The organism is Pseudarthrobacter sp. RHLT3-21 (genome assembly GCF_059383495.1).
In genome coordinates this window covers 71,306-89,099 of record NZ_JBWZCI010000003.1, presented here as the reverse complement: position 1 = coordinate 89,099, position 17,794 = coordinate 71,306, and the positions used below count along the sequence as shown (strand labels likewise).

Below are 17,794 nucleotides of genomic sequence, written 5' to 3'. Positions count from 1 at the left end.
GCCGTCGAACGCGTTCCCGAGGCACTTGGCGGCACCCCCTAACGAGGCACTTTGGGGCTTGTCCGTGCGGTTGTTGCCGCTTCTTACCTCTATCATTGAGCTTGCGGGAAACTGAGTACTTTTGATCCTGCCGGCTGAGTGTAAAACCGGCGTACCTGCGGGCGGCAGTCTGCACCTTTGAAGGGAACACCTATGGCTCGGAGCCCCGAAGAATCGCTCAAGGCGACTCTGGGCAGAGTGGCTCCAGGCACGCCGTTGCGCGATGGCCTGGAACGCATCCTACGGGGGCGGACCGGTGCGCTGATCGTGCTGGGCTCGGACCGGACCATCGATTCCATCTGCTCCGGCGGCTTCGACATCGGCATCGATTTCTCCCCCACAAGGCTCCGCGAACTGGCCAAGATGGACGGCGCCATCATCTGCGACAAGGACGCCGGCAACATTCTCCGGGCCGCGGTCCAGCTGGTTCCGGACTCAAGCATCGAAACGCAGGAATCCGGCACCCGGCACCGCACAGCGGAGCGCGTGGCCATTCAGACCGGTGTTCCCGTGATTTCCGTCAGCCAGTCCATGCAGATCATCGCGCTGTACGTGAACGGGCTCCGGCACGTGCTGGAAGGATCCGAAAAGGTCCTGGCCCGCGCCAACCAGGCCCTCGCCACGCTGGAACGGTACCGTTCGCGGCTGGACCAGGTGACCAGTTCCCTGTCCGCACTGGAGATCGAGGCCATGGTGACGGTCCGCGACGTCGCGGTCACCCTGCAGCGCCAGGAAATGGTCCGCCGGATCTCCGAGGAAATCTCGCAGTATGTCCTGGAACTTGGCGAGGACGGCCGGCTGCTGTCCCTCCAGCTCGATGAGCTCACGGTGGGCCGCGGCCCGGGCAGCGACGTCATCATCCGCGACTACGGCGGACCGGACGCGTCCGCCGAGGACATCGAACGGGCCGTCAGCGCGCTGGTGAACCTTGGCCCCACGGAGCTGATCGACCTGGGCAAGATCTCCGGGATCGTCGGTTTTGCCGGCGGCGAGGCCAACCTCGACGCCGTGGTGCAGCCCCGCGGTTACCGGCTGCTGTCCGGCCTCAAGGCAGTCCCCAAGGCTGTTGCCGACCGCCTGGTGGACCACTTCGGCGGCCTGCAGTTCCTGATGGCGGCCACCATCGACGACCTCATGACTGTTGACGGCATCGGCGACCAACGCGCACGCACCGTCCGCGAAGGCCTGAGCCGCATGGCCGAAGCCAGCCTGCTGGACCGCTTCCTCTAGGATTCCAGCGAAAGCGTCAGTTGAGCTGGAACACGGACTTGGGGCTGGCCCTGGACCCGAGCTTTGCCGTGAAAATGTAGTACGCCCCGCCGGCCCCTGGCTTGGCTTCGATGGGGCTGCAGCCTTCCAGCGTGCGGTTACGGGCCCACGGGAAGTTCGCCGTCTCGCTGGCGCCCGGAGCAATCGTCTTCACAAGGTCTTCGCTTTTGGCCTGGCAGTCCTTGGACGAGAAGATCCTATCCGCGCCGCTGGTCACCAGGTACTCCATCTGGGACGTCCCGATGTTCACCTCGCACGGCATGGTTCCGCCGTTGGTCACCTTCAGGGTGAGCAGCGGGTTCTCATCGGGGCCGTAGGCGGCTTTGTCGGTCGAAGCGGACACCGTCACCAGGTTTTGGTTGCAGGAAGGCGTGGGCGTCGGAGTGGGTTCGCTGCCCTCAGTTTCCGACGGCACGGCGCCGGGGGTGGGGGCGGATTCGGTGGCACCGTCGGTGGAGGATGCCGGCTCGGTGCCGCTGAAGGCACCGGCCACCGCAAAGCCACCGAACGTGAGGGCCACCGCCATCAGAAGGGCGGTTCCCACAAAAAGCCGACGGCGTCGGTAGACGGCTGCGCTCGGCTGCCGGGTAGCGCCGGAACCGCCCCGGGAACCGGATGCGGATGCCGTTTTGTGTGGTGATGAATTGCCTTGCCTGCCCATCCTTCTAGGCTAGAGAACGCGCCGGATTCTGCCGTCCCACCACGCCGGTTCCCCGGCCAACGCTAAGGTCACAGTTTGTCCGCGGGAATCTTCGCGTGGGCTCCCGGGAATCCACTACAGTGTTGGAATCGACGCTACAATCCTTTCCCCAGCCATGCCCGCGGACGCCTCGTCCTGCACGGATGAACTCCGCCCCGACCAGCTCGCCGCGCTCCACGGCAAGATCACCGGCTGGTTCGCGGAGACGGCGAGGGACCTGCCCTGGCGCGAACCGCACTGTTCACCGTGGGGAGTCCTGGTCAGCGAGATCATGCTGCAGCAAACCCCCGTGGTGCGGGTGCTGCCGGTCTGGCGGGAATGGCTCGAACGCTGGCCCAGCCCCGCCGGGCTCGCCGGCGAGCCTGCAGGGGAAGCCGTCCGCTCCTGGGGCAGGCTCGGCTACCCCCGCCGGGCACTCCGCCTGCACGCGGCCGCCGCGGCCATCGTCCGCGACCACGGCGGCAAGGTCCCTGGCAACTACACGGAGCTGCTGGCCCTGCCCGGCGTGGGCAGCTACACGGCCGCGGCCGTTGCCGCCTTTGCCTTCGGACGCCGGGAGACTGTGGTGGACACCAACATCCGGCGTGTGCACGCGCGCCTGGTTTCCGGCGTCGCGCTCCCGTCACCATCGCTGAACGCTGCGGAGATGCGGCTGGCGGCGGAACTGCTGCCGGACGACGTCGGGACCTCCGTGCGCTGGAACGCTGCGGTGATGGAACTGGGGGCGCTGGTCTGCACGGCGCGTGCGCCCAAGTGCGCGGACTGCCCGGTGCGGGACGCGTGTGCGTGGCTGGCCGCCGGCGAGCCACCGCCGTCGTACGTTCCCAAAGGACAGGCGTGGCACGGCACTGACCGGCAGGTCCGGGGTGCCGTGATGGCTGTTCTGCGGCTTGCGGACGCCCCGGTGCCGGCGGAAATGTTCCAGCGGGAGCCTGCTGACCTGGGCTTCGCGGCGGACGGAATCGGCGTACCCCTGTCCGCACTGCACCGACTGAACTGCGCGCCGGAACAGCTGGAACGTGCGATTGCCGGCCTCCTTGACGACGGCCTGGCCGAGCTTCACCAGGGCGGTTACCGGCTGCCTGCCTGAGACGCCTTTAGGGCGGTCAGTGCCTGGATGGCATACTTTCTGGTGACTCGAACCGGGGGAAATTCATGAGAATCGTGTTGTACGTTATCTGGGCGCTGTTTGTTGCGGGTGTCATTTTTGCGCTGGTCCGTTCACTGCGGAAAACCAAGCGGCAGGAAAAACTGATCGCCGGCTGGCCAAAGGTGCAGGCGACCGTCACTGGAAACGTTGCGGGCTGGACACATGGCGGAGGCGGCTCAACGCGGAGCCGGCGCTTCTACCCCACGTACCGGTTCGCCGACCCCAACGGGACCCTGTATGCAGGCGAATCCGAGGTTTCGTACGCCAACCAGCAGGCGCCGGGATCGCTCCTGGCGGTGGCCTACAACCCGGCGAATCCCAACCAGTCGTTCCAGGTGGCGTCCGAATCCAAGATGGTGATCGGGTGCCTGATGCCGGTCTTCGCATTTTTCGCGCTGCTGCTGTTCTGGGTCGCCGGCGCCTTCCCCCTGGGCTGACCCGTGGACTCCCTGAAACTGCTTTTCATCGTGCTGCCCGGGCTTTTCCTTGCCGCGGGCCTGCTGCTGATGGGGCTGTCCCTGGCCGCGTCGTTCCGCCGGAAACGTTCCACGGCGGGGTGGCAGGAGGCTTCGGCCACCGTCACGGGAAACCTGCACGGCACGGACGGACCCGCGGGCAACGGCCGGAACCGGTTTGCGCCGTCGTACGAATTCGCGGACGCCGGGGGCAAGCGCTGGCTGGGGCAGTCCAATATCTACAGCCAGGACCAGGCGATCATCGGCACCCACATCCCAGTGGTCTACAACCCGGCCAATCCCGCCGAATCCACGCTGCCGGTCTTCGTTGTTGCCAAGGGCCGGCTGGCCACGGGTCTCATTATGGTGATCTTCGGAGCAGCAGCCATAACAATGTTTGCGTCACTTTCCTGGTAGCAATGCCGGCTTCCGGCTCCGGATTTACGCTGAAGTATGGGCAAACCCGGGATACTTCTGGCACTGATGACGACGACGGTACTCACCTCCGGCTGCTACTACTACCCCGTCCCGGCGCCGTGCCCGATGATTGCCCAGGCGTCAGTGGTCTCGGTGACCGTTCCGCTTTCCTATGTTCCCCAGGTGGGAACACTGCGCCTCAAGGCGTGCCAGGACGGCGTGTGCAAGGAAGACAACGTGGAGCTGTTTCCCGGAACGGCATCCATTGACCAAGGCTGCACACCGGACGGGGTCTGCTCTGCCACGGCTTCCCCGGACGGGACCATGATCGGGATGCTGATGCTGGAGTCCCTCACGGAGGCCCCGATGGCGCTGACCGCCACCGGTACTTCTCCGGGCGGATCGGCCCTCCCTGTGCGCACCTTGGATTTCCGGCCCCGCGGCGCCTACCCCTACGGGGAGCAGTGCGGAAGGTTCGTCACGGCGTCGGTGATTCTCGACGCCGGTGGCCTGCGACAGGCCGCGTGACTCGTGGAGGCCCCTTCCTGGCGGGCACCCGTCCGAATTGCGTCTTGGCAGACAAGGCCCCGCCAGACCTGCCCTTGACTTCCGCTCAGGACACTTCTACGGTCTGTATTACTAGCATCGGCAACGTTGGATTTACAACATGTTCGCCGCCGGGAAGGGGTTACGATGCCACTTTCAGATCGGGAGCGGAAACAGCTCGAGGAGCTGGAATCGGGCTTGGCGGCAGACGATCCGCGGCTCGCTGAGGAACTCTCGTCCGGCTCCGTGGGCATGAGGTTTGGGCGCCGTACCTACTTCGGTGCCATCGCATGCCTGATCGGCCTGGTGTTGCTTATTGTCGGGGTCAGCACGCAGATCATCGTGATCGGCGTCGGCGGCTTCCTCCTGATGGGAGCCGGCACGTACCTGCTCGTGGACAAGCGCTCCTTCAACCTGGGCCGCAGCAGCCAGGTCAAATAGGAAGCTGACCAGGCCGGCGTTCCCGCCTGGCTGGATCCAGGCCAGCCACGACCGCATCAGTCCACGGCCTACGGCTCGCCGAAACCCGCCTGCACCAGGCCGCCGACGTAGTTCAGGGCACGCTCGGCATCCGGCCCCCACGCCTCGATGTGGAGCATGGATCCCTTGCCCGCCGCGAGCGTCATCAGCGATGTCATGGAGGCGCCATCCACGCCGTTGACCGTGACTTCGGCATTGAGGGACGCCAGGCCGCCCGCGATCTTGGCGGCCGGACGGGCGTGCATGCCGGCCTCATTCACCAGTTCGAAGTCGCCGGTGAAATCCGGCCCCGGACCGGTGACGGACCCTTCGGTGACGGTGCTTGCGGCGAGCGTGGGCGATGCGTCCGCCACTTCCGGCCCCAGTCCATAGACCGCTTCGGCGGCACGTTTGACTGCTTTTACATCGGCGCCGCCCTGGGCGGCCACGGCGGCAGCCACCAGGCCTTCCACCAGGGGCGCGTCCGCCAGGAGCACACCGGCGGGCTCCTCCACGAGCTCCAGAGCCGATTCCGCCGTCATCACCGCAGATCCCAGGTCCGTCAGGACCACCACGCCATCACCCCCGGCCGCCTGGTCCAGGGCCGACATGACCTTTTCCAGGCTCGTTCCGATCCTGCCGTCGGCGGTGCCCCCGGCGGCGAGGATTACGACGTCGGGCGCCATCTGGGCGGCAAGCTCCACGGCGCCGTCGGCAATTTTTTCGCTATGGGACACCACCACCAGTCGCACCGTCACGCTGCGGCCCCAACGGCGGCCCGGAGAATGAGGGCGCTGGAGGCGGCGCCCGGATCGCGGTGGCCCGCGCTCCGCTCCCCCAGGTAACTGGCGCGGCCCTTTCGGGCCACGAGCGGGTCGGTGGCCACGGCGCCGGCCTCGGCCGCCTCGGCTGCCGCGACCAGCACTCCAAGGACGGTGCCCGCACCATCCGCCGCGGCGGCCTTCGCTGCCTCAACCGCGGGGGTCCAGGCATCAACCATGGTCTTGTCGCCCGACTCGGCCTTACCCCGGGCCACGATCCCGTCGCGGGCAGCCGCCAGCGCATCGGCAAGGCGCCCCGGATCAATCTCGGCGGAGTCTCCCAGAGCGGTGGCGGCGCGCAGGAACGCAGTTCCGTACAAGGGTCCGGCGGCGCCGCCCACTTTGGACATCAGGGTCATGGCAGTCAGTTTCAGGGCCGCGCCGGGTGTCTCAGGCTGGGCTTCAGCCAGTTTATCCAGTACGGCCTGGAAGCCGCGGTCCATGTTCTCGCCGTGGTCAGAATCCCCGATCGCACGGTCCAGTTCGATGAGCCACACCCGGTTTTCCGCCATGGCCTTGGCACAGAGAGTCAGCCACCTGACGGCCCAGTTCACGTCCAGGACCACGGCTACACGCCCCAACGCAGGGCTGCGGTGTGCACGGGTGCATCCCACAGCTGCGTCAGTTCATCGTCGAGCCGCAGCACAGAGATGGAGCAGCCCTGCATTTCCAGCGCGGTGATGTAGTTCCCCACCAGCGAGCGTTCGACGACGGCCCCGCGTTCTGCGATCACCTGGGCAGCGCGGCGGTAAACGATGTACAGCTCGCTCAGGGGGGTGCCGCCCATGCCGTTGACGAACAGCAGGACTTTCTCGCCGCCGGTGATGCCCAGGTCGCTGAGGACCGGGTCCAGCAGGCGGTCGGTGATGCCGTCCGCGTTCTCCATCGGGATCTTGTGCCGGCCGGGCTCGCCGTGGATGCCGATGCCGATCTCGATTTCATCATCCGCAAGGTCGAAACTGGGCTTTCCGGCATGCGGGACTGTGCACGCTGAAAGCGCCACACCCATGGTGCGAACGTTGCTGTTGACGCGGTCACCGATCGCGGCCACGGCATCGAGGTTGTCGCCCCGTTCAGCCGCGGCGCCGGCGATTTTCTCCACCAGCACCGTCCCACCCACTCCGCGGCGCCCCGCGGTGTACAGGGAGTCCTCCACCGCGACGTCGTCATTGACCAGGACCGTACGGATGTCCACGCCTTCGGCCTGCGCCAGTTCCGCCGCGGTCTCAAAGTTCAGGACGTCGCCGGTGTAGTTTTTCACGATATGGACGACGCCGGCGCCCGAGTTGACCGCTAGCGTCGCCGGAAGGATCTGGTCCGGCGTCGGCGAGGTGAACACCGCCCCCGGCACGGCGGCGTCGAGCATTCCCAGCCCGACGAAACCGGCGTGAAGCGGCTCGTGGCCGCTGCCTCCGCCGGAAACGAGTCCGACCTTCCCGGCCACTGGCGCGTCTTTGCGCGTGACGTACTTCGGATCGGCGGTGACGGTCACGAGTCCCGCGTGGGCCAGACCGAATCCCTCGACGGATTCGTCAACCACGGAACGGGGATCATTGATGAGCTTTTTCATGGCAGAACTCCTGGGGTGTGGGTGCTTCCTGGAGGATGCACTTTGACCCTACTACCGCCGCATGAAGTCCGGTAGCCTGCGCCGATTCGGTGGAAGCGGTAAGGGACAGCCCCCAATGACTGTCCCTTACGGCAGGCCCCACACTGCAACCCTGTCAGTTTATCCATCAATTCGACATAAAGCTATTTATGTCACAGGGTGCCTTCTTGCCGCGGTCGCCCGGGCCTGCTGATTCGAGTGTCTAGAGGGTCTTGATCATGCGGGTATTGCCCAGGGTGTTGGGCTTGACCCGCGCGAGGTCCAGGAACTCGGCAACGCCTTCGTCATGGGAGCGCAGCAACTCGGAGTAGACCACCGGGTCCACTGCCGTCTGGTCGGCCATGACCTCGAAGCCGTGGCGCTTGAAGAAATCCACTTCGAACGTTAGGCAGAAGACCCGGGCCACGCCCAGCCCGCGGGCTTCGGCCAGCAGGCTTTCCACCAGTACGTGCCCTACCCCTTTGCCGCGCCACGCGTCCGATGCGGCCAGCGTGCGGACTTCTGCGAGGTCTTCCCACATAACGTGCAGCGCCCCGCAGCCGATGACTTCGCCGTCGTCGGCTTCTGCGATCCGGAACTCCTGGAGGCTCTCGTAATAGGCAACCGTCTCTTTCGCCATCAGGATCCGCTGCTCAGCCAGCGGCGCCACAAGGCCCTTGATGGAGGCCACGTCACTGGTGCGTGCAGAACGGATATGGAAAGTGTCGGAGTCGGTCACTCCACAATCCTACGGTGGCGGCCGGCTGGCTTGGGGCGCTCCCGTACCGGCGCCATTTGCCGCTTGCTGCTCCTTCGTCGCTCTGACGCAAGCTACACAAATGCCCCCGGCACCCTCGCTTCGCTGGCCGCTCGCCTATGCTCGACGCCGGACTCACCACCGGGACGGAGGGTAAAGCAAAGGCCCCGCCTCTCCTTTAGGGAGTGGCGGGGCCTTGGCCGTCTTGCGTTAGACGCTCGGCGCGGCGCCGAGCCTGGGGGGGGTCCGCCGGTCCCCGGTCGCGCTGCTGGCACTGCTCGGACTGCCGAGTGCGGCTACATCTACCAAGGCAGGAACCCGGGCTGCCCGAGGGGGACGTCCCCTCGACACCCGGGTAGACCTCACGCGTGCCCGCGTCCCGCTGCCTTGGACCGAGGCTCAGCCTTGCTTGGAGGCCCAGTCGGCGACGCGCTGCGTACTTTCCTCTTCGGAGAGGTCCTCGACGCGAGTCATGATGGACCAGCGCACACCGTAGGGGTCCCGGATGCTAGCGAATCGGTCTCCTGACACAAATGTGGACAGCGGCTCCCGAACGGTAGCCCCTGACCGCTCGGCGCGCGCAACGAGAGCGTCCGCATCGGCGCAGTAGAAGCCGATGGAGTAGCAATCATCGTCGCCGTTCGGCGCCGGAACGAGGTGGTAGTCCGGGTTGGGCTCTCCAATTTGGAGTCGCCCCTGACCGAAGTCAAGTTCGGCGTGGACGACGATTCCGCCGATCTCGGTGACATTTACTGTGCGCGCGCCGAAAACGTCCTGGTAGAAGGTGATTGCCTCCTTGGCAGAAGGGATCGCAAGGAACGGCGTGAGGTTCGTGAAGCCGTGCGGGATACCGGATTTCGTGTGCTTGCCATCGGCGGCCTTGGTCAGTTCGGGGCTTGTAGTATCAGTCATAGATCTCACGGTACGCACAGGTCCGCTCAGCGGCTTGGAGAATTGCGACAGCCTGGATAAGGAGTGTCCTCCCATGGTGGGTTCGTTCAAGGGAATCCTCTACCCGGCCCGGCTTCCCACGTTTCACCGCGTGCCTGCGCCTGAGGCCGTCACGAAGCTGGTGCAGTGGTTTTGGATCCCCGAGTGGGACATTGAGCCAGGGCACACGTCACGCCAGCACCTGATCGCGTTCCCGACGTCCAACCTTGTGGTCCAAAAGGATCTCGTTGAGTTCGCAGGCCCAACAACCCGTCGATCGCATCGCGATCTCACGGGCCGGGGCTGGGCGGTTGGGGCCCTCCTACGTCCCGCGCTGGTTCCACGTTTCACGGATGATCCGGGGAGCCTGCGGGATTCCCAGCTGCCACTACCGCTCGCGGATCTGCATGCCTCAGTGTCGGCGGCGATGAGGGGAACCGATCCAGTGGAACGTCGACAACGCGCGGTGGAGGCTTTCACTGACTGGCTAGTAACGCAGAGTCCAGAGGTATCCGAGGAAGGCATTCTTGCCAACGCGATGATGGACATTATCGGAACATGCGCCGACGTGACCCGCATTGAAGTCGTTGCTGCGCGTCTATTTGTTTCGCCGAGAACCCTTCAACGGGTAGCGCGGAAGTACATCGGCCTGAGCCCGTCCGCGCTCATCCGAAGGCGCCGCCTGCAAGAGGCCGCTGACCGGTCACGGACCGACCCGGCGACAGACCTCGCGGCGATCGCCGCCGAACTCGGCTACGCCGATCATGCCCATCTGACGAACGACTTCCAAAAGTTCCTAGGATTCACGCCAAGCACTTATCGACGATCAGTCCTCCAGGACCAGGCCGAGAATCATGACGACGATGGATAGCTGAGGGCCCAGTGTCTTGCGCCTGAAATTCGGTTCGTAATTACGGAATGGGATATGACGAACGTTGGGCGGATCTGGAAGGCCTTTGAGCTCAAACCCCACCGCGCAGACGGTTTCAAGCTCAAAGGCCCCGCCCGCTCTTGGTGGGAGCCGGCGGGGCCTTGGCAATCTTGCGTTAGACGCTGGGGGCGATCTCCGGGATGCGCGGCTTGGCGTTGCCGGCGAAGGTGAACTTGGCGTCGTCGCCGTCGCCGTCCACATCCACCATTACGATGTCGCCCGCGTGGAGCTCGCCGAACAGGATCTTCTCGGAGAGCTGGTCCTCGATCTCGCGCTGGATGGTGCGGCGCAGCGGCCGGGCACCCATGGCGGGATCGTAGCCGCGCGTTGCCAGGAGCACCTTGGCCTTGGGCGTGAGCTCGATGCCCATGTCCTTGTCCTTGAGGCGCTTCTCCAGGCGGCCAACGAACATGTCAACGATCTCGATGATCTCGTCCTGGGTGAGCTGCGGGAACACCACAACGTCATCCACACGGTTCAGGAATTCCGGACGGAAGTGCTGCTTGAGCTCCTCCGTCACACGGGCACGCATCCGGTTGTAGCCGGTCTGTGTGTCTGTGCCGGACTGGAAGCCGGTGGCAACGCTCTTGGAGATGTCCCGCGTGCCCAGGTTGGTGGTCATGATGATCACGGTGTTCTTGAAGTCCACGACGCGGCCCTGGGAGTCGGTCAGGCGGCCGTCTTCCAGGATCTGCAGGAGTGAGTTGAAGAGGTCAGCGTGCGCCTTCTCCACCTCGTCGAACAGGACCACGGAGAACGGACGGCGGCGGACCTTCTCGGTGAGCTGGCCACCCTCTTCGTAGCCGACGTAGCCCGGGGGGGCACCGAAGAGCCGTGAAACAGTGTGCTTTTCGGAGTACTCGGACATGTCCAGCGTGATGAGGGCGTCCTCGTCACCGAACAGGAATTCCGCCAGGGCCTTGGCGAGCTCGGTCTTGCCGACGCCGGTGGGACCGGCGAAGATGAACGAGCCGCCCGGACGCTTCGGGTCCTTTAGGCCTGCACGGGTACGGCGGATTGCCTGCGACAAGGACCTGATGGCCTCGTTCTGGCCCACCACACGCTTGTGCAGTTCGTCTTCCATCTTCAGCAGGCGCGAGGACTCTTCCTCAGTCAGCTTGAAGACCGGGATGCCGGTGGAGTTGGCCAGCACCTCGGCGATGAGATCCTCATCCACCTCGGAAATGTCATCCATGCCGCCGGACTTCCAGTGGCGTTCCTTCTCGGACCGCTCGGTGATGAGCTTCTGCTCCTTGTCCCGGAGCGAAGCGGCGCCTTCGAAGTCCTGGGCGTCGATGGCGGATTCCTTCTCCATCTTCAGCTTGGCGATCCGCTCATCCATGGCCTTCAGCTCCGGCGGGGCGGTCATCCGGCGGATGCGCAGCCGGGCGCCGGCCTCATCGATCAGGTCGATGGCCTTGTCCGGCAGGAAGCGGTCCGAGATGTAGCGTTCGGAAAGGTTCGCCGCCGAGGTGAGGGCGCCGTCGGTGATGGTGACGCGGTGGTGCGCCTCGTAGCGGTCACGCAGGCCCTTGAGGATCTCGATCGCGTGCGCGACGGAGGGCTCCTTGACCTGGATCGGCTGGAAACGGCGCTCCAGCGCGGCATCCTTCTCGATGTGCTTGCGGTACTCATCCAGGGTGGTGGCACCGATGGTCTGCAGTTCACCGCGGGCCAGCATGGGCTTCAGGATGGACGCAGCATCGATGGCACCTTCAGCGGCACCCGCACCGACCAGGGTGTGGATCTCGTCGATGAAGAGGATGATGTCGCCGCGGGTGCGGATTTCCTTGAGGACCTTCTTCAGGCGCTCTTCGAAGTCACCGCGGTACCGGGAGCCGGCCACCAGCGAACCGAGGTCCAGGGTGTACAGCTGCTTGTCCTTGATGGTTTCCGGGACGTCGCCGCGGACAATCGCCTGGGCGAGGCCTTCGACGACGGCGGTCTTGCCGACGCCGGGCTCACCGATCAGGACAGGGTTGTTCTTGGTGCGGCGCGAAAGGACCTGCATGACGCGTTCCATTTCGGATTCGCGTCCGATCACCGGGTCCAGCTTGTTCTCGCGCGCAGCCTGGGTGAGGTTGCGGCCGAACTGGTCCAGGACCACGGAGCCGGCGGGAGTGCCTTCGGGCTGGCCCGGACCGACGCCTGCGCCGGTGGTTTCCTTGCCCTGGTAGCCGGAGAGGAGCTGGATGACCTGCTGGCGGACGCGGTTGAGGTCTGCGCCCAGCTTGACCAGCACCTGGGCGGCAACGCCCTCACCCTCGCGGATGAGGCCCAGCAGGATGTGCTCCGTGCCGATGTAGTTGTGACCCAGCTGCAGGGCTTCGCGCAGCGAGAGTTCCAGCACTTTCTTGGCGCGTGGGGTGAAGGGGATGTGGCCGGACGGGGCCTGCTGGCCCTGGCCGATGATCTCCTGTACCTGCTCGCGCACGCCGTCGAGCGAAATGCTCAAGGACTCAAGAGCTTTGGCGGCAACGCCCTCACCTTCATGGATCAGACCCAAGAGGATGTGTTCGGTACCAATGTAATTGTGGTTCAGCATGCGTGCCTCTTCTTGGGCAAGCACAACCACGCGACGGGCACGGTCCGTAAATCGCTCAAACATTTCGCCACACTCCTAGCTACGACGTACCTTGATGCTACGTGGCAGACCCCCTCTTGGGGAGCGTGTTCGCCACAGGGGAAACATGACGTGTTCAACCTCCCGTCACTCTGCCCCGCTTGGATCAATGCAAGAACCTCAAGCAAGGAGAACGTCATGGAAGTGATCACCCTGCTCATGACTGCCGCGACAGTAGCCCTCGCCGGGATCGGCGGGCTCTACTACTCCTTCGCATGCTCGGTGATGCCGGGGCTGCGCGCCACCGATGATGCGACATTTGTCAGTGCCATGTCCCGGATCAACGCCGCAATCCAGAATCCGGTGTTCGCGCTGAGCTTCGTCGGAGCCTTCCTCTCATTGGCGGGCTCGGCAGCCTTCTCATGGGCCAACGGGCTTGCCAGCGCACTCCCCCTCTCTGTGGCACTGACCGGCTACACGGCCACGCTGGTCATCACCTTCGGGGTCAACATCCCCTTGAATAATGGTCTCGGCCGGGCGGTCGCGTCCGGAGACGCTGCGGCCGCCAGAAGAGCATTCGAACGCAGGTGGTCGCGGTGGAACATCCACCGCACGTGGCTGTCGCTGGCCGCGCTGGTAGCGCTCAGCGTTGCATGGGCAGTGTTGGTTCAGCCGTGAGGCCTGCCCTGTCCGGGGCGGCCTACTTCCGGAAGTCGAACAGCGCCGTGTGTGATGTCCCGTCGTTCAAGCCCAGAGTGAACTGCCGGCACGTTCCTGCCGAGGCCTTCTGGGTTTTCCACACGTACGTGTAGGTATCGGAGCCGGCTGCGTAGCTCAGTGAGCTGCTTCCCGCGGCGACAGTCTGTTCGATCTCGTCCAGGACTGCGCCACCCGGGCAGGCAATAGCGGACGACGACGGCGCTCCCGCCGCCAGGATGCCCAGCCCCCGGTTCCCGCTAAGCCCGAACTTAATGGGAACCGCGGCACCTGCCTTCATCGAATTCAGGGCACCGCCGTTGTCGACTGGCTGCAGGAACCCGCGGAACGGCCAATGCGGCTGGCCTACGGCGAATGGTGAGAAGGAAGCGGTCCGGCCGTACACCTTGCCAGTTCCGCTGAGTGCGGGGTCGGTGATGTCCGCCCAGGCCCCAGGGCTCCTGACATGGAAGAGGATGTGCGATGCAGCACAGTCCAGCTCTCGGAATTCCAGCTGGAGGCGCCGGTAACGGAGTCCACCACAATCTCATCCGCCGTCGCGAACGTGTCCCTGTCCTGATAGCCGAGCAATTCCGCGAAAGCGCCGTCATCACGGCCTGAAGATGCTGTGTACCAGCTTTCAAGGAACCCGGCGGCGGTGGCCCTGATCTTGTAAGTTCCATCCGTCAGATCGAACGACGTACTTGCCACGCCCGAACTCGCCGTTTGCGGGATCGCAAGCACAAGGTCGCCATCAATGGCGTTGAAGACCTCAAAGGTGACGTCGGTGGCAATTGCGGGGCCCGGACTCGCATTGATGCTGGCTAGGAGTTCCGTCGAATCCAGGACCACGCTTAAGCGCACTTCATCATCTGCAAACGCCGGAGCGCCGAGGGGCGCAGCCAGCAGCAGGACCAGTGCCGCCAGGACTGCCGTAAATCGCCGAGACCCGCTAATTACGGACATTCCAGTCTCCAGTCACGCACCGATTCGAGTGGCGAATTCGAGCGGGCGTCCCAGACCGAAGGCTCAAACCGAATCGCCGGCTCATCCCAAGGAATTTGCGCGACGATTAGCCCAACGGTACGCCCGGAGGCCGTTAGTCAGCAAGATTTTCGCGCATACTCATTTCCGTCTTTGCGCATTCACAATTGGCATCAAAAAACCCTGCCCCCACCCGAAGGTGAAGACAGGGCCTAATGCGCAGCCGGAGAGGCGGAAGGTCAGGAATTTGCCTTTTGGTAGGCTTCCTGGATTTCAGCCTGAATTCGGCCCCGGCTGTTAACGGTGTAGCCGTTATCCCGTGCCCATTGGCGGATCTGCGCGGAGTCGTTGGCGCGGGGGCCTGCAACCGCTTTGGTGCGGGTGGCTCTGCCGGCCGAGGTCTTGCGCCCGGCGGCAACAAAGCGCTCCAAAGCAGAGCGAAGCTCAGCCGCGTTGGCCGAGGACAGATCGATTTCGTAGCTGACCCCATCGAGGCCAAAACGGACGTTTTCGTCCGCAGATCCCCCATCCAGATCATCGACGAGGATGATGTTTACTTTCTGTGCCATTAAATATGTCTTCCTCTTGGAAAGGTTCGGTTGTCAGAAAATGAGGATGTTCCTGTTAAAAGTATGAACCTCTTTATGGCAACGCGTCAAAGCGTCGAATCGTTCCTGTGGATATCCACAGGAACCCGCAGAAAGTTCTTTCGAGCTATTTGTCCGATTCCGGGTTCTGCTCGTTCAATGGCACACCAGAACGCGATTCCGCCTCGGCCTGGGCCTGCGCTTCGGCCTTACGCTCGGACTTATCGGCATTGAAGATGGATTTCATGGCGAACCAGAAAAGCAGGCCAACCACCAGTGAGGGCAGGAGAACGGCTACATATTCCATGGTCAGTGGCCTTCGGGCTTGAGAAGCGGGAAAAGGATGGTTTCGCGGATACCGGCGCCGGTGAACAACATCACCAGCCGGTCAATACCCAAGCCGATGCCGCCCATGGGCGGTGCGCCGTATTCGAGGGCCCGCAGGAAGTCCTCGTCCAGCTGCATGGCCTCGGCATCGCCCGCGGCCGCGTGCCGGGACTGCTCGGTGAGCCGCTCGCGCTGGATGACGGGGTCGATCAGCTCGGAGAAGGCCGTGCCGCGCTCCATGCCGCCGATGATGAGGTCCCAGGCTTCGATCAGCCGGCCGTCCTCCCGGTGCGGGCGGGCCAGCGGCTGGGCAGACGGCGGGTAGTCGTACACAAAGGTGGGGTTCAGCAGCGTGGGTTCCACAATTTCGCCGAACAGCTCCACGGCCAGTTTCTCGGCGTCCCACTTCGGGTCCACCTTGACCTCGTGCTTTGCCGCGATTTCTCGCAGCACCTCAAGTGACGTGTCCGGCGTGACTTCCTGGCCAACGGCGTCGGACAGGCCCGGGTAGACCGAAACCCAGGCCCAGTCGCCGTCGAGGTTGATCTCCCCGGCTTCGGTCTGGAGGGTGCGGCCGACACCCACGGCGTCGGCGGCGTCGAGGATGATCTCCTTGATGCGCTCGGCCATGACGAACTGGTCCGCCCAGGCTTCGTAGCACTCAAGGGTGGTGAATTCGGGGCTGTGAGTGGAGTCCACACCCTCGTTGCGGAAGACGCGGCCCATGTCGTAGACGCGGTCGATCCCGCCCACAACAGCACGCTTGAGGTAAAGCTCGGTGGCGATGCGAAGGGTCATCTTCTGGTCGAACGCGTTCATGTGCGTCTCGAACGGGCGGGCCAGGGCACCGCCGTGGACCAGTTGCAGGATGGGAGTTTCCACCTCGACGTAGCTGTGGCGGTGCAGGCTCTCGCGGATGGAGCGGGTGATGGCGGCGCGGGTGTAGACCATTTCCCGGGCTTCGTCGCGCACCATCAGGTCCACGTAGCGCTGGCGGACGCGGGTTTCCTCGTTCAGTTCCGCGTGGAGCACCGGCAGCGGGCGGAGTGCCTTGGAGGCCATGGACCAGGACTCGGCCATAACGGACAGCTCCCCGCGGCGGGAGGAAATCACTTCGCCCTTGATGAACACGTGGTCGCCGAGGTCCGCCAGCGCCTTCCAGTCCGCGAGCGCTTCCTCGCCCACGTTGGCAAGGCTGATCATGGCCTGGAGCCGGGTGCCCTTGCCGTCAACGCCGCCTTCCTGGAGCGTGGCGAAGCAAAGCTTGCCGGTATTGCGCACAAAAACCACTCGGCCGGTGACGCCCACAACGTCGCCGGTGGTCTCGTCAGCCTCAAGGTGCGCGTACTTTTCGCGGATCTCCGTGAGGGAATGCGTGCGTTCCACACCCACCGGATACGCCTCGGTGCCGCGCTCGATCAGCTTGGCGCGCTTATCCATGCGGATGCGCATCTGCTCGCTGGCGTCGAGCGGCTTTGGGGCATTTTTGGGAGTGGGGGTGTTTTGGGAAGTCACAATCCCCAAGTTTACCGGGAGTTCGCGCCACCGGCTCCCGGCGGACGCCCCACCCCTCTCCCTCCGAGTTTTTGTCCAGATAACGCATGTTTGTGGGCTGTTTGGAGGGATTATCTGGACAAAAACTCCCGACGGAGGTGGGCATAGACTCGGGCTGTGGAGACGTGGAAAGTTGAGGCGGAGGACGGCGGGCGCCTCGACGTGCACTCGTTCCGCACCCCCGCTGGACTGGACCCGACGAGGACGACGGCGGGACCTCCCGGCGTCGTACTCATCCACGGCACGTTGGTCACCGACGCCCTCTACCGGCCTTTTGCCCGGAAGCTCAGCGTCTTGCTGGGCCGGCCGGTGCACTGCTACAACCGGCGCGGCCGGGCGGGCTCAGCCCCGCAGCCGGCGGATTACTCGGTGAAGACGGAGGTCAGCGACCTTGCGGCCGTCATGCGCGCGACCGGCTCCACGGACGTGGTGGCCCACAGCTACGGGGGCTTCGTGGCGCTGCAGGCGGCCCGGACCCTGCCGGTGGGCCGGCTGGTGACGTATGACGCGGCGGTGTCGCTGTCCGGAAACCTGAGCCGCCGCTGGCGGCCGGAGCTTGAGGATGCCGTCACCGCAGGCCAGCTTAACCACGCTTGGGCGCATCTGGTCCAGGGCCTGGCCACGGCCGGACCGCTGTCCTACCTGCCGCTCGGCGCGCTGCGGATGCTAAGCATCCTCTCCGCCAGGACCAACCTGGGCGCGGAGATGCGCCAGCTGTTGCCCACGGCCGTCACGGAAATGCGTGCCGTACTCGACGCCGACGCCGAACTGGAGAATTTCACCGCCCTCACCACCCCCATCCTGATGCTCAGCGGCGGCTGGAGTCCGGCGTATTTTGCCGAGACGGGCCGGCAACTGGCCGCCGCCGTGCCATCCATTAACTTCCAGGTGGTCCCCGGCCAACTGCACGAGGGACCCATCCGTCCCGGCAAGGGGCTCGCCGTGCGGATTGCCCGGTTCATCAACGGCAGCGACGGCCAGGTCCGGCCGCTGGGGAGGCGCCGGTAGGTCGCTTTGCCGG

The 17,794-nt window shown here is 64.8% G+C and carries 21 protein-coding genes; 9 read left to right on the top strand and 12 right to left on the bottom strand.

Annotated elements, in window-relative coordinates; genetic code table 11:
* Positions 1-192: 192 nt before the first annotated feature.
* Complete coding sequence (gene disA, locus AC50YA_RS04595) at positions 193-1,269, top strand: DNA integrity scanning diadenylate cyclase DisA (protein ID WP_494981178.1); 1,077 nt, start codon at positions 193-195, stop codon at positions 1,267-1,269.
* 16 nt (positions 1,270-1,285) lie between these two features.
* Here disA and AC50YA_RS04590 read toward each other — a convergent pair whose 3' ends face one another.
* Complete coding sequence (locus tag AC50YA_RS04590; RefSeq protein WP_494981177.1) at positions 1,286-1,969, bottom strand: hypothetical protein; 684 nt, start codon at positions 1,967-1,969, stop codon at positions 1,286-1,288.
* 154 nt (positions 1,970-2,123) lie between these two features.
* Between AC50YA_RS04590 and AC50YA_RS04585 the strand changes: the two genes are divergently transcribed.
* The 5 genes from AC50YA_RS04585 (at position 2,124) to AC50YA_RS04565 (ending at position 5,017) form a co-directional block, all read left to right on the top strand.
* Positions 2,124-3,098, top strand: a complete 975-nt coding sequence (locus AC50YA_RS04585) for an HhH-GPD family protein (protein WP_494981176.1) — start codon at positions 2,124-2,126, stop codon at positions 3,096-3,098.
* 65 nt (positions 3,099-3,163) lie between these two features.
* Entirely contained in the window at positions 3,164-3,595 is a 432-nt protein-coding gene (locus AC50YA_RS04580; RefSeq protein ID WP_494981175.1) for a DUF3592 domain-containing protein, read from the top strand.
* Positions 3,596-3,598: 3 nt separating this feature from the next.
* A complete protein-coding gene (locus tag AC50YA_RS04575) occupies positions 3,599-4,030 on the top strand; it encodes a DUF3592 domain-containing protein (protein WP_494981174.1) in 432 nt (143 codons plus the stop codon).
* A 66-nt stretch (positions 4,031-4,096) separates the two neighbouring features.
* The gene (locus AC50YA_RS04570; RefSeq protein ID WP_494981173.1) at positions 4,097-4,558 is read left to right on the top strand and encodes a hypothetical protein; all 462 of its coding nucleotides are present in this window, start codon (positions 4,097-4,099) and stop codon (positions 4,556-4,558) included.
* Between the two features lie 165 nt (positions 4,559-4,723).
* Complete coding sequence (locus AC50YA_RS04565; protein WP_494981172.1) at positions 4,724-5,017, top strand: DUF3040 domain-containing protein; 294 nt, start codon at positions 4,724-4,726, stop codon at positions 5,015-5,017.
* Between the two features lie 68 nt (positions 5,018-5,085).
* Here AC50YA_RS04565 and dhaM read toward each other — a convergent pair whose 3' ends face one another.
* The 5 genes from dhaM to AC50YA_RS04540 all read right to left on the bottom strand — a co-directional run bounded on the left by dhaM (position 5,086) and on the right by AC50YA_RS04540 (position 9,113).
* Complete coding sequence (gene dhaM / locus AC50YA_RS04560) at positions 5,086-5,793, bottom strand: dihydroxyacetone kinase phosphoryl donor subunit DhaM (RefSeq protein WP_494981171.1); 708 nt, start codon at positions 5,791-5,793, stop codon at positions 5,086-5,088.
* The gene (gene dhaL / locus AC50YA_RS04555) at positions 5,790-6,422 is read right to left on the bottom strand and encodes a dihydroxyacetone kinase subunit DhaL (protein ID WP_494981170.1); all 633 of its coding nucleotides are present in this window, start codon (positions 6,420-6,422) and stop codon (positions 5,790-5,792) included. Before dhaL ends, dhaM begins: the two co-directional genes overlap by 4 nt.
* A gap of 2 nt (positions 6,423-6,424) precedes the next feature.
* Complete coding sequence (gene dhaK, locus AC50YA_RS04550; protein WP_494981169.1) at positions 6,425-7,426, bottom strand: dihydroxyacetone kinase subunit DhaK; 1,002 nt, start codon at positions 7,424-7,426, stop codon at positions 6,425-6,427.
* Positions 7,427-7,667: 241 nt separating this feature from the next.
* Complete coding sequence (locus tag AC50YA_RS04545; RefSeq protein WP_494981168.1) at positions 7,668-8,183, bottom strand: amino-acid N-acetyltransferase; 516 nt, start codon at positions 8,181-8,183, stop codon at positions 7,668-7,670.
* Between the two features lie 417 nt (positions 8,184-8,600).
* Entirely contained in the window at positions 8,601-9,113 is a 513-nt protein-coding gene (locus tag AC50YA_RS04540; RefSeq protein ID WP_494981167.1) for a VOC family protein, read from the bottom strand.
* 73 nt (positions 9,114-9,186) lie between these two features.
* Here AC50YA_RS04540 and AC50YA_RS04535 point away from each other — a divergent pair, with 73 nt between their 5' ends.
* Positions 9,187-10,002 carry an AraC family transcriptional regulator gene (locus AC50YA_RS04535; protein ID WP_494981166.1) on the top strand — a complete coding sequence of 272 codons (816 nt, stop codon included), beginning with the start codon at positions 9,187-9,189 and terminating at the stop codon, positions 10,000-10,002.
* Positions 10,003-10,177: 175 nt separating this feature from the next.
* Here AC50YA_RS04535 and AC50YA_RS04530 read toward each other — a convergent pair whose 3' ends face one another.
* Positions 10,178-12,670: an ATP-dependent Clp protease ATP-binding subunit gene (locus AC50YA_RS04530; RefSeq protein ID WP_494981165.1), complete on the bottom strand. Its 2,493-nt coding sequence runs from the start codon at positions 12,668-12,670 to the stop codon at positions 10,178-10,180.
* Positions 12,671-12,823: 153 nt separating this feature from the next.
* Here AC50YA_RS04530 and AC50YA_RS04525 point away from each other — a divergent pair, with 153 nt between their 5' ends.
* Positions 12,824-13,303: an anthrone oxygenase family protein gene (locus AC50YA_RS04525; protein WP_494981164.1), complete on the top strand. Its 480-nt coding sequence runs from the start codon at positions 12,824-12,826 to the stop codon at positions 13,301-13,303.
* A gap of 22 nt (positions 13,304-13,325) precedes the next feature.
* On the opposite strand, the gene AC50YA_RS04520 is transcribed toward AC50YA_RS04525, so the two are convergent.
* The 5 genes from AC50YA_RS04520 to lysS all read right to left on the bottom strand — a co-directional run bounded on the left by AC50YA_RS04520 (position 13,326) and on the right by lysS (position 16,734).
* Entirely contained in the window at positions 13,326-13,727 is a 402-nt protein-coding gene (locus AC50YA_RS04520; RefSeq protein ID WP_494981163.1) for a PxKF domain-containing protein, read from the bottom strand.
* Positions 13,688-14,287 carry a hypothetical protein gene (locus AC50YA_RS04515; protein WP_494981162.1) on the bottom strand — a complete coding sequence of 200 codons (600 nt, stop codon included), beginning with the start codon at positions 14,285-14,287 and terminating at the stop codon, positions 13,688-13,690. The genes AC50YA_RS04520 and AC50YA_RS04515 overlap by 40 nt, the downstream gene beginning before the upstream one ends.
* A gap of 257 nt (positions 14,288-14,544) precedes the next feature.
* Positions 14,545-14,874 (bottom strand): histone-like nucleoid-structuring protein Lsr2, encoded by a 330-nt coding sequence (locus tag AC50YA_RS04510; RefSeq protein WP_494981161.1) that lies wholly within the window; start codon positions 14,872-14,874, stop codon positions 14,545-14,547.
* Positions 14,875-15,019: 145 nt separating this feature from the next.
* Positions 15,020-15,199, bottom strand: coding sequence for a hypothetical protein (locus AC50YA_RS04505; protein WP_160676808.1), 180 nt, complete (start codon positions 15,197-15,199; stop codon positions 15,020-15,022).
* Positions 15,200-15,201: 2 nt separating this feature from the next.
* Positions 15,202-16,734, bottom strand: a complete 1,533-nt coding sequence (gene lysS / locus AC50YA_RS04500; protein WP_494981160.1) for a lysine--tRNA ligase — start codon at positions 16,732-16,734, stop codon at positions 15,202-15,204.
* Positions 16,735-16,890: 156 nt separating this feature from the next.
* Between lysS and AC50YA_RS04495 the strand changes: the two genes are divergently transcribed.
* Positions 16,891-17,781, top strand: a complete 891-nt coding sequence (locus AC50YA_RS04495) for an alpha/beta fold hydrolase (RefSeq protein ID WP_494981159.1) — start codon at positions 16,891-16,893, stop codon at positions 17,779-17,781.
* Positions 17,782-17,794 lie beyond the last annotated feature (13 nt).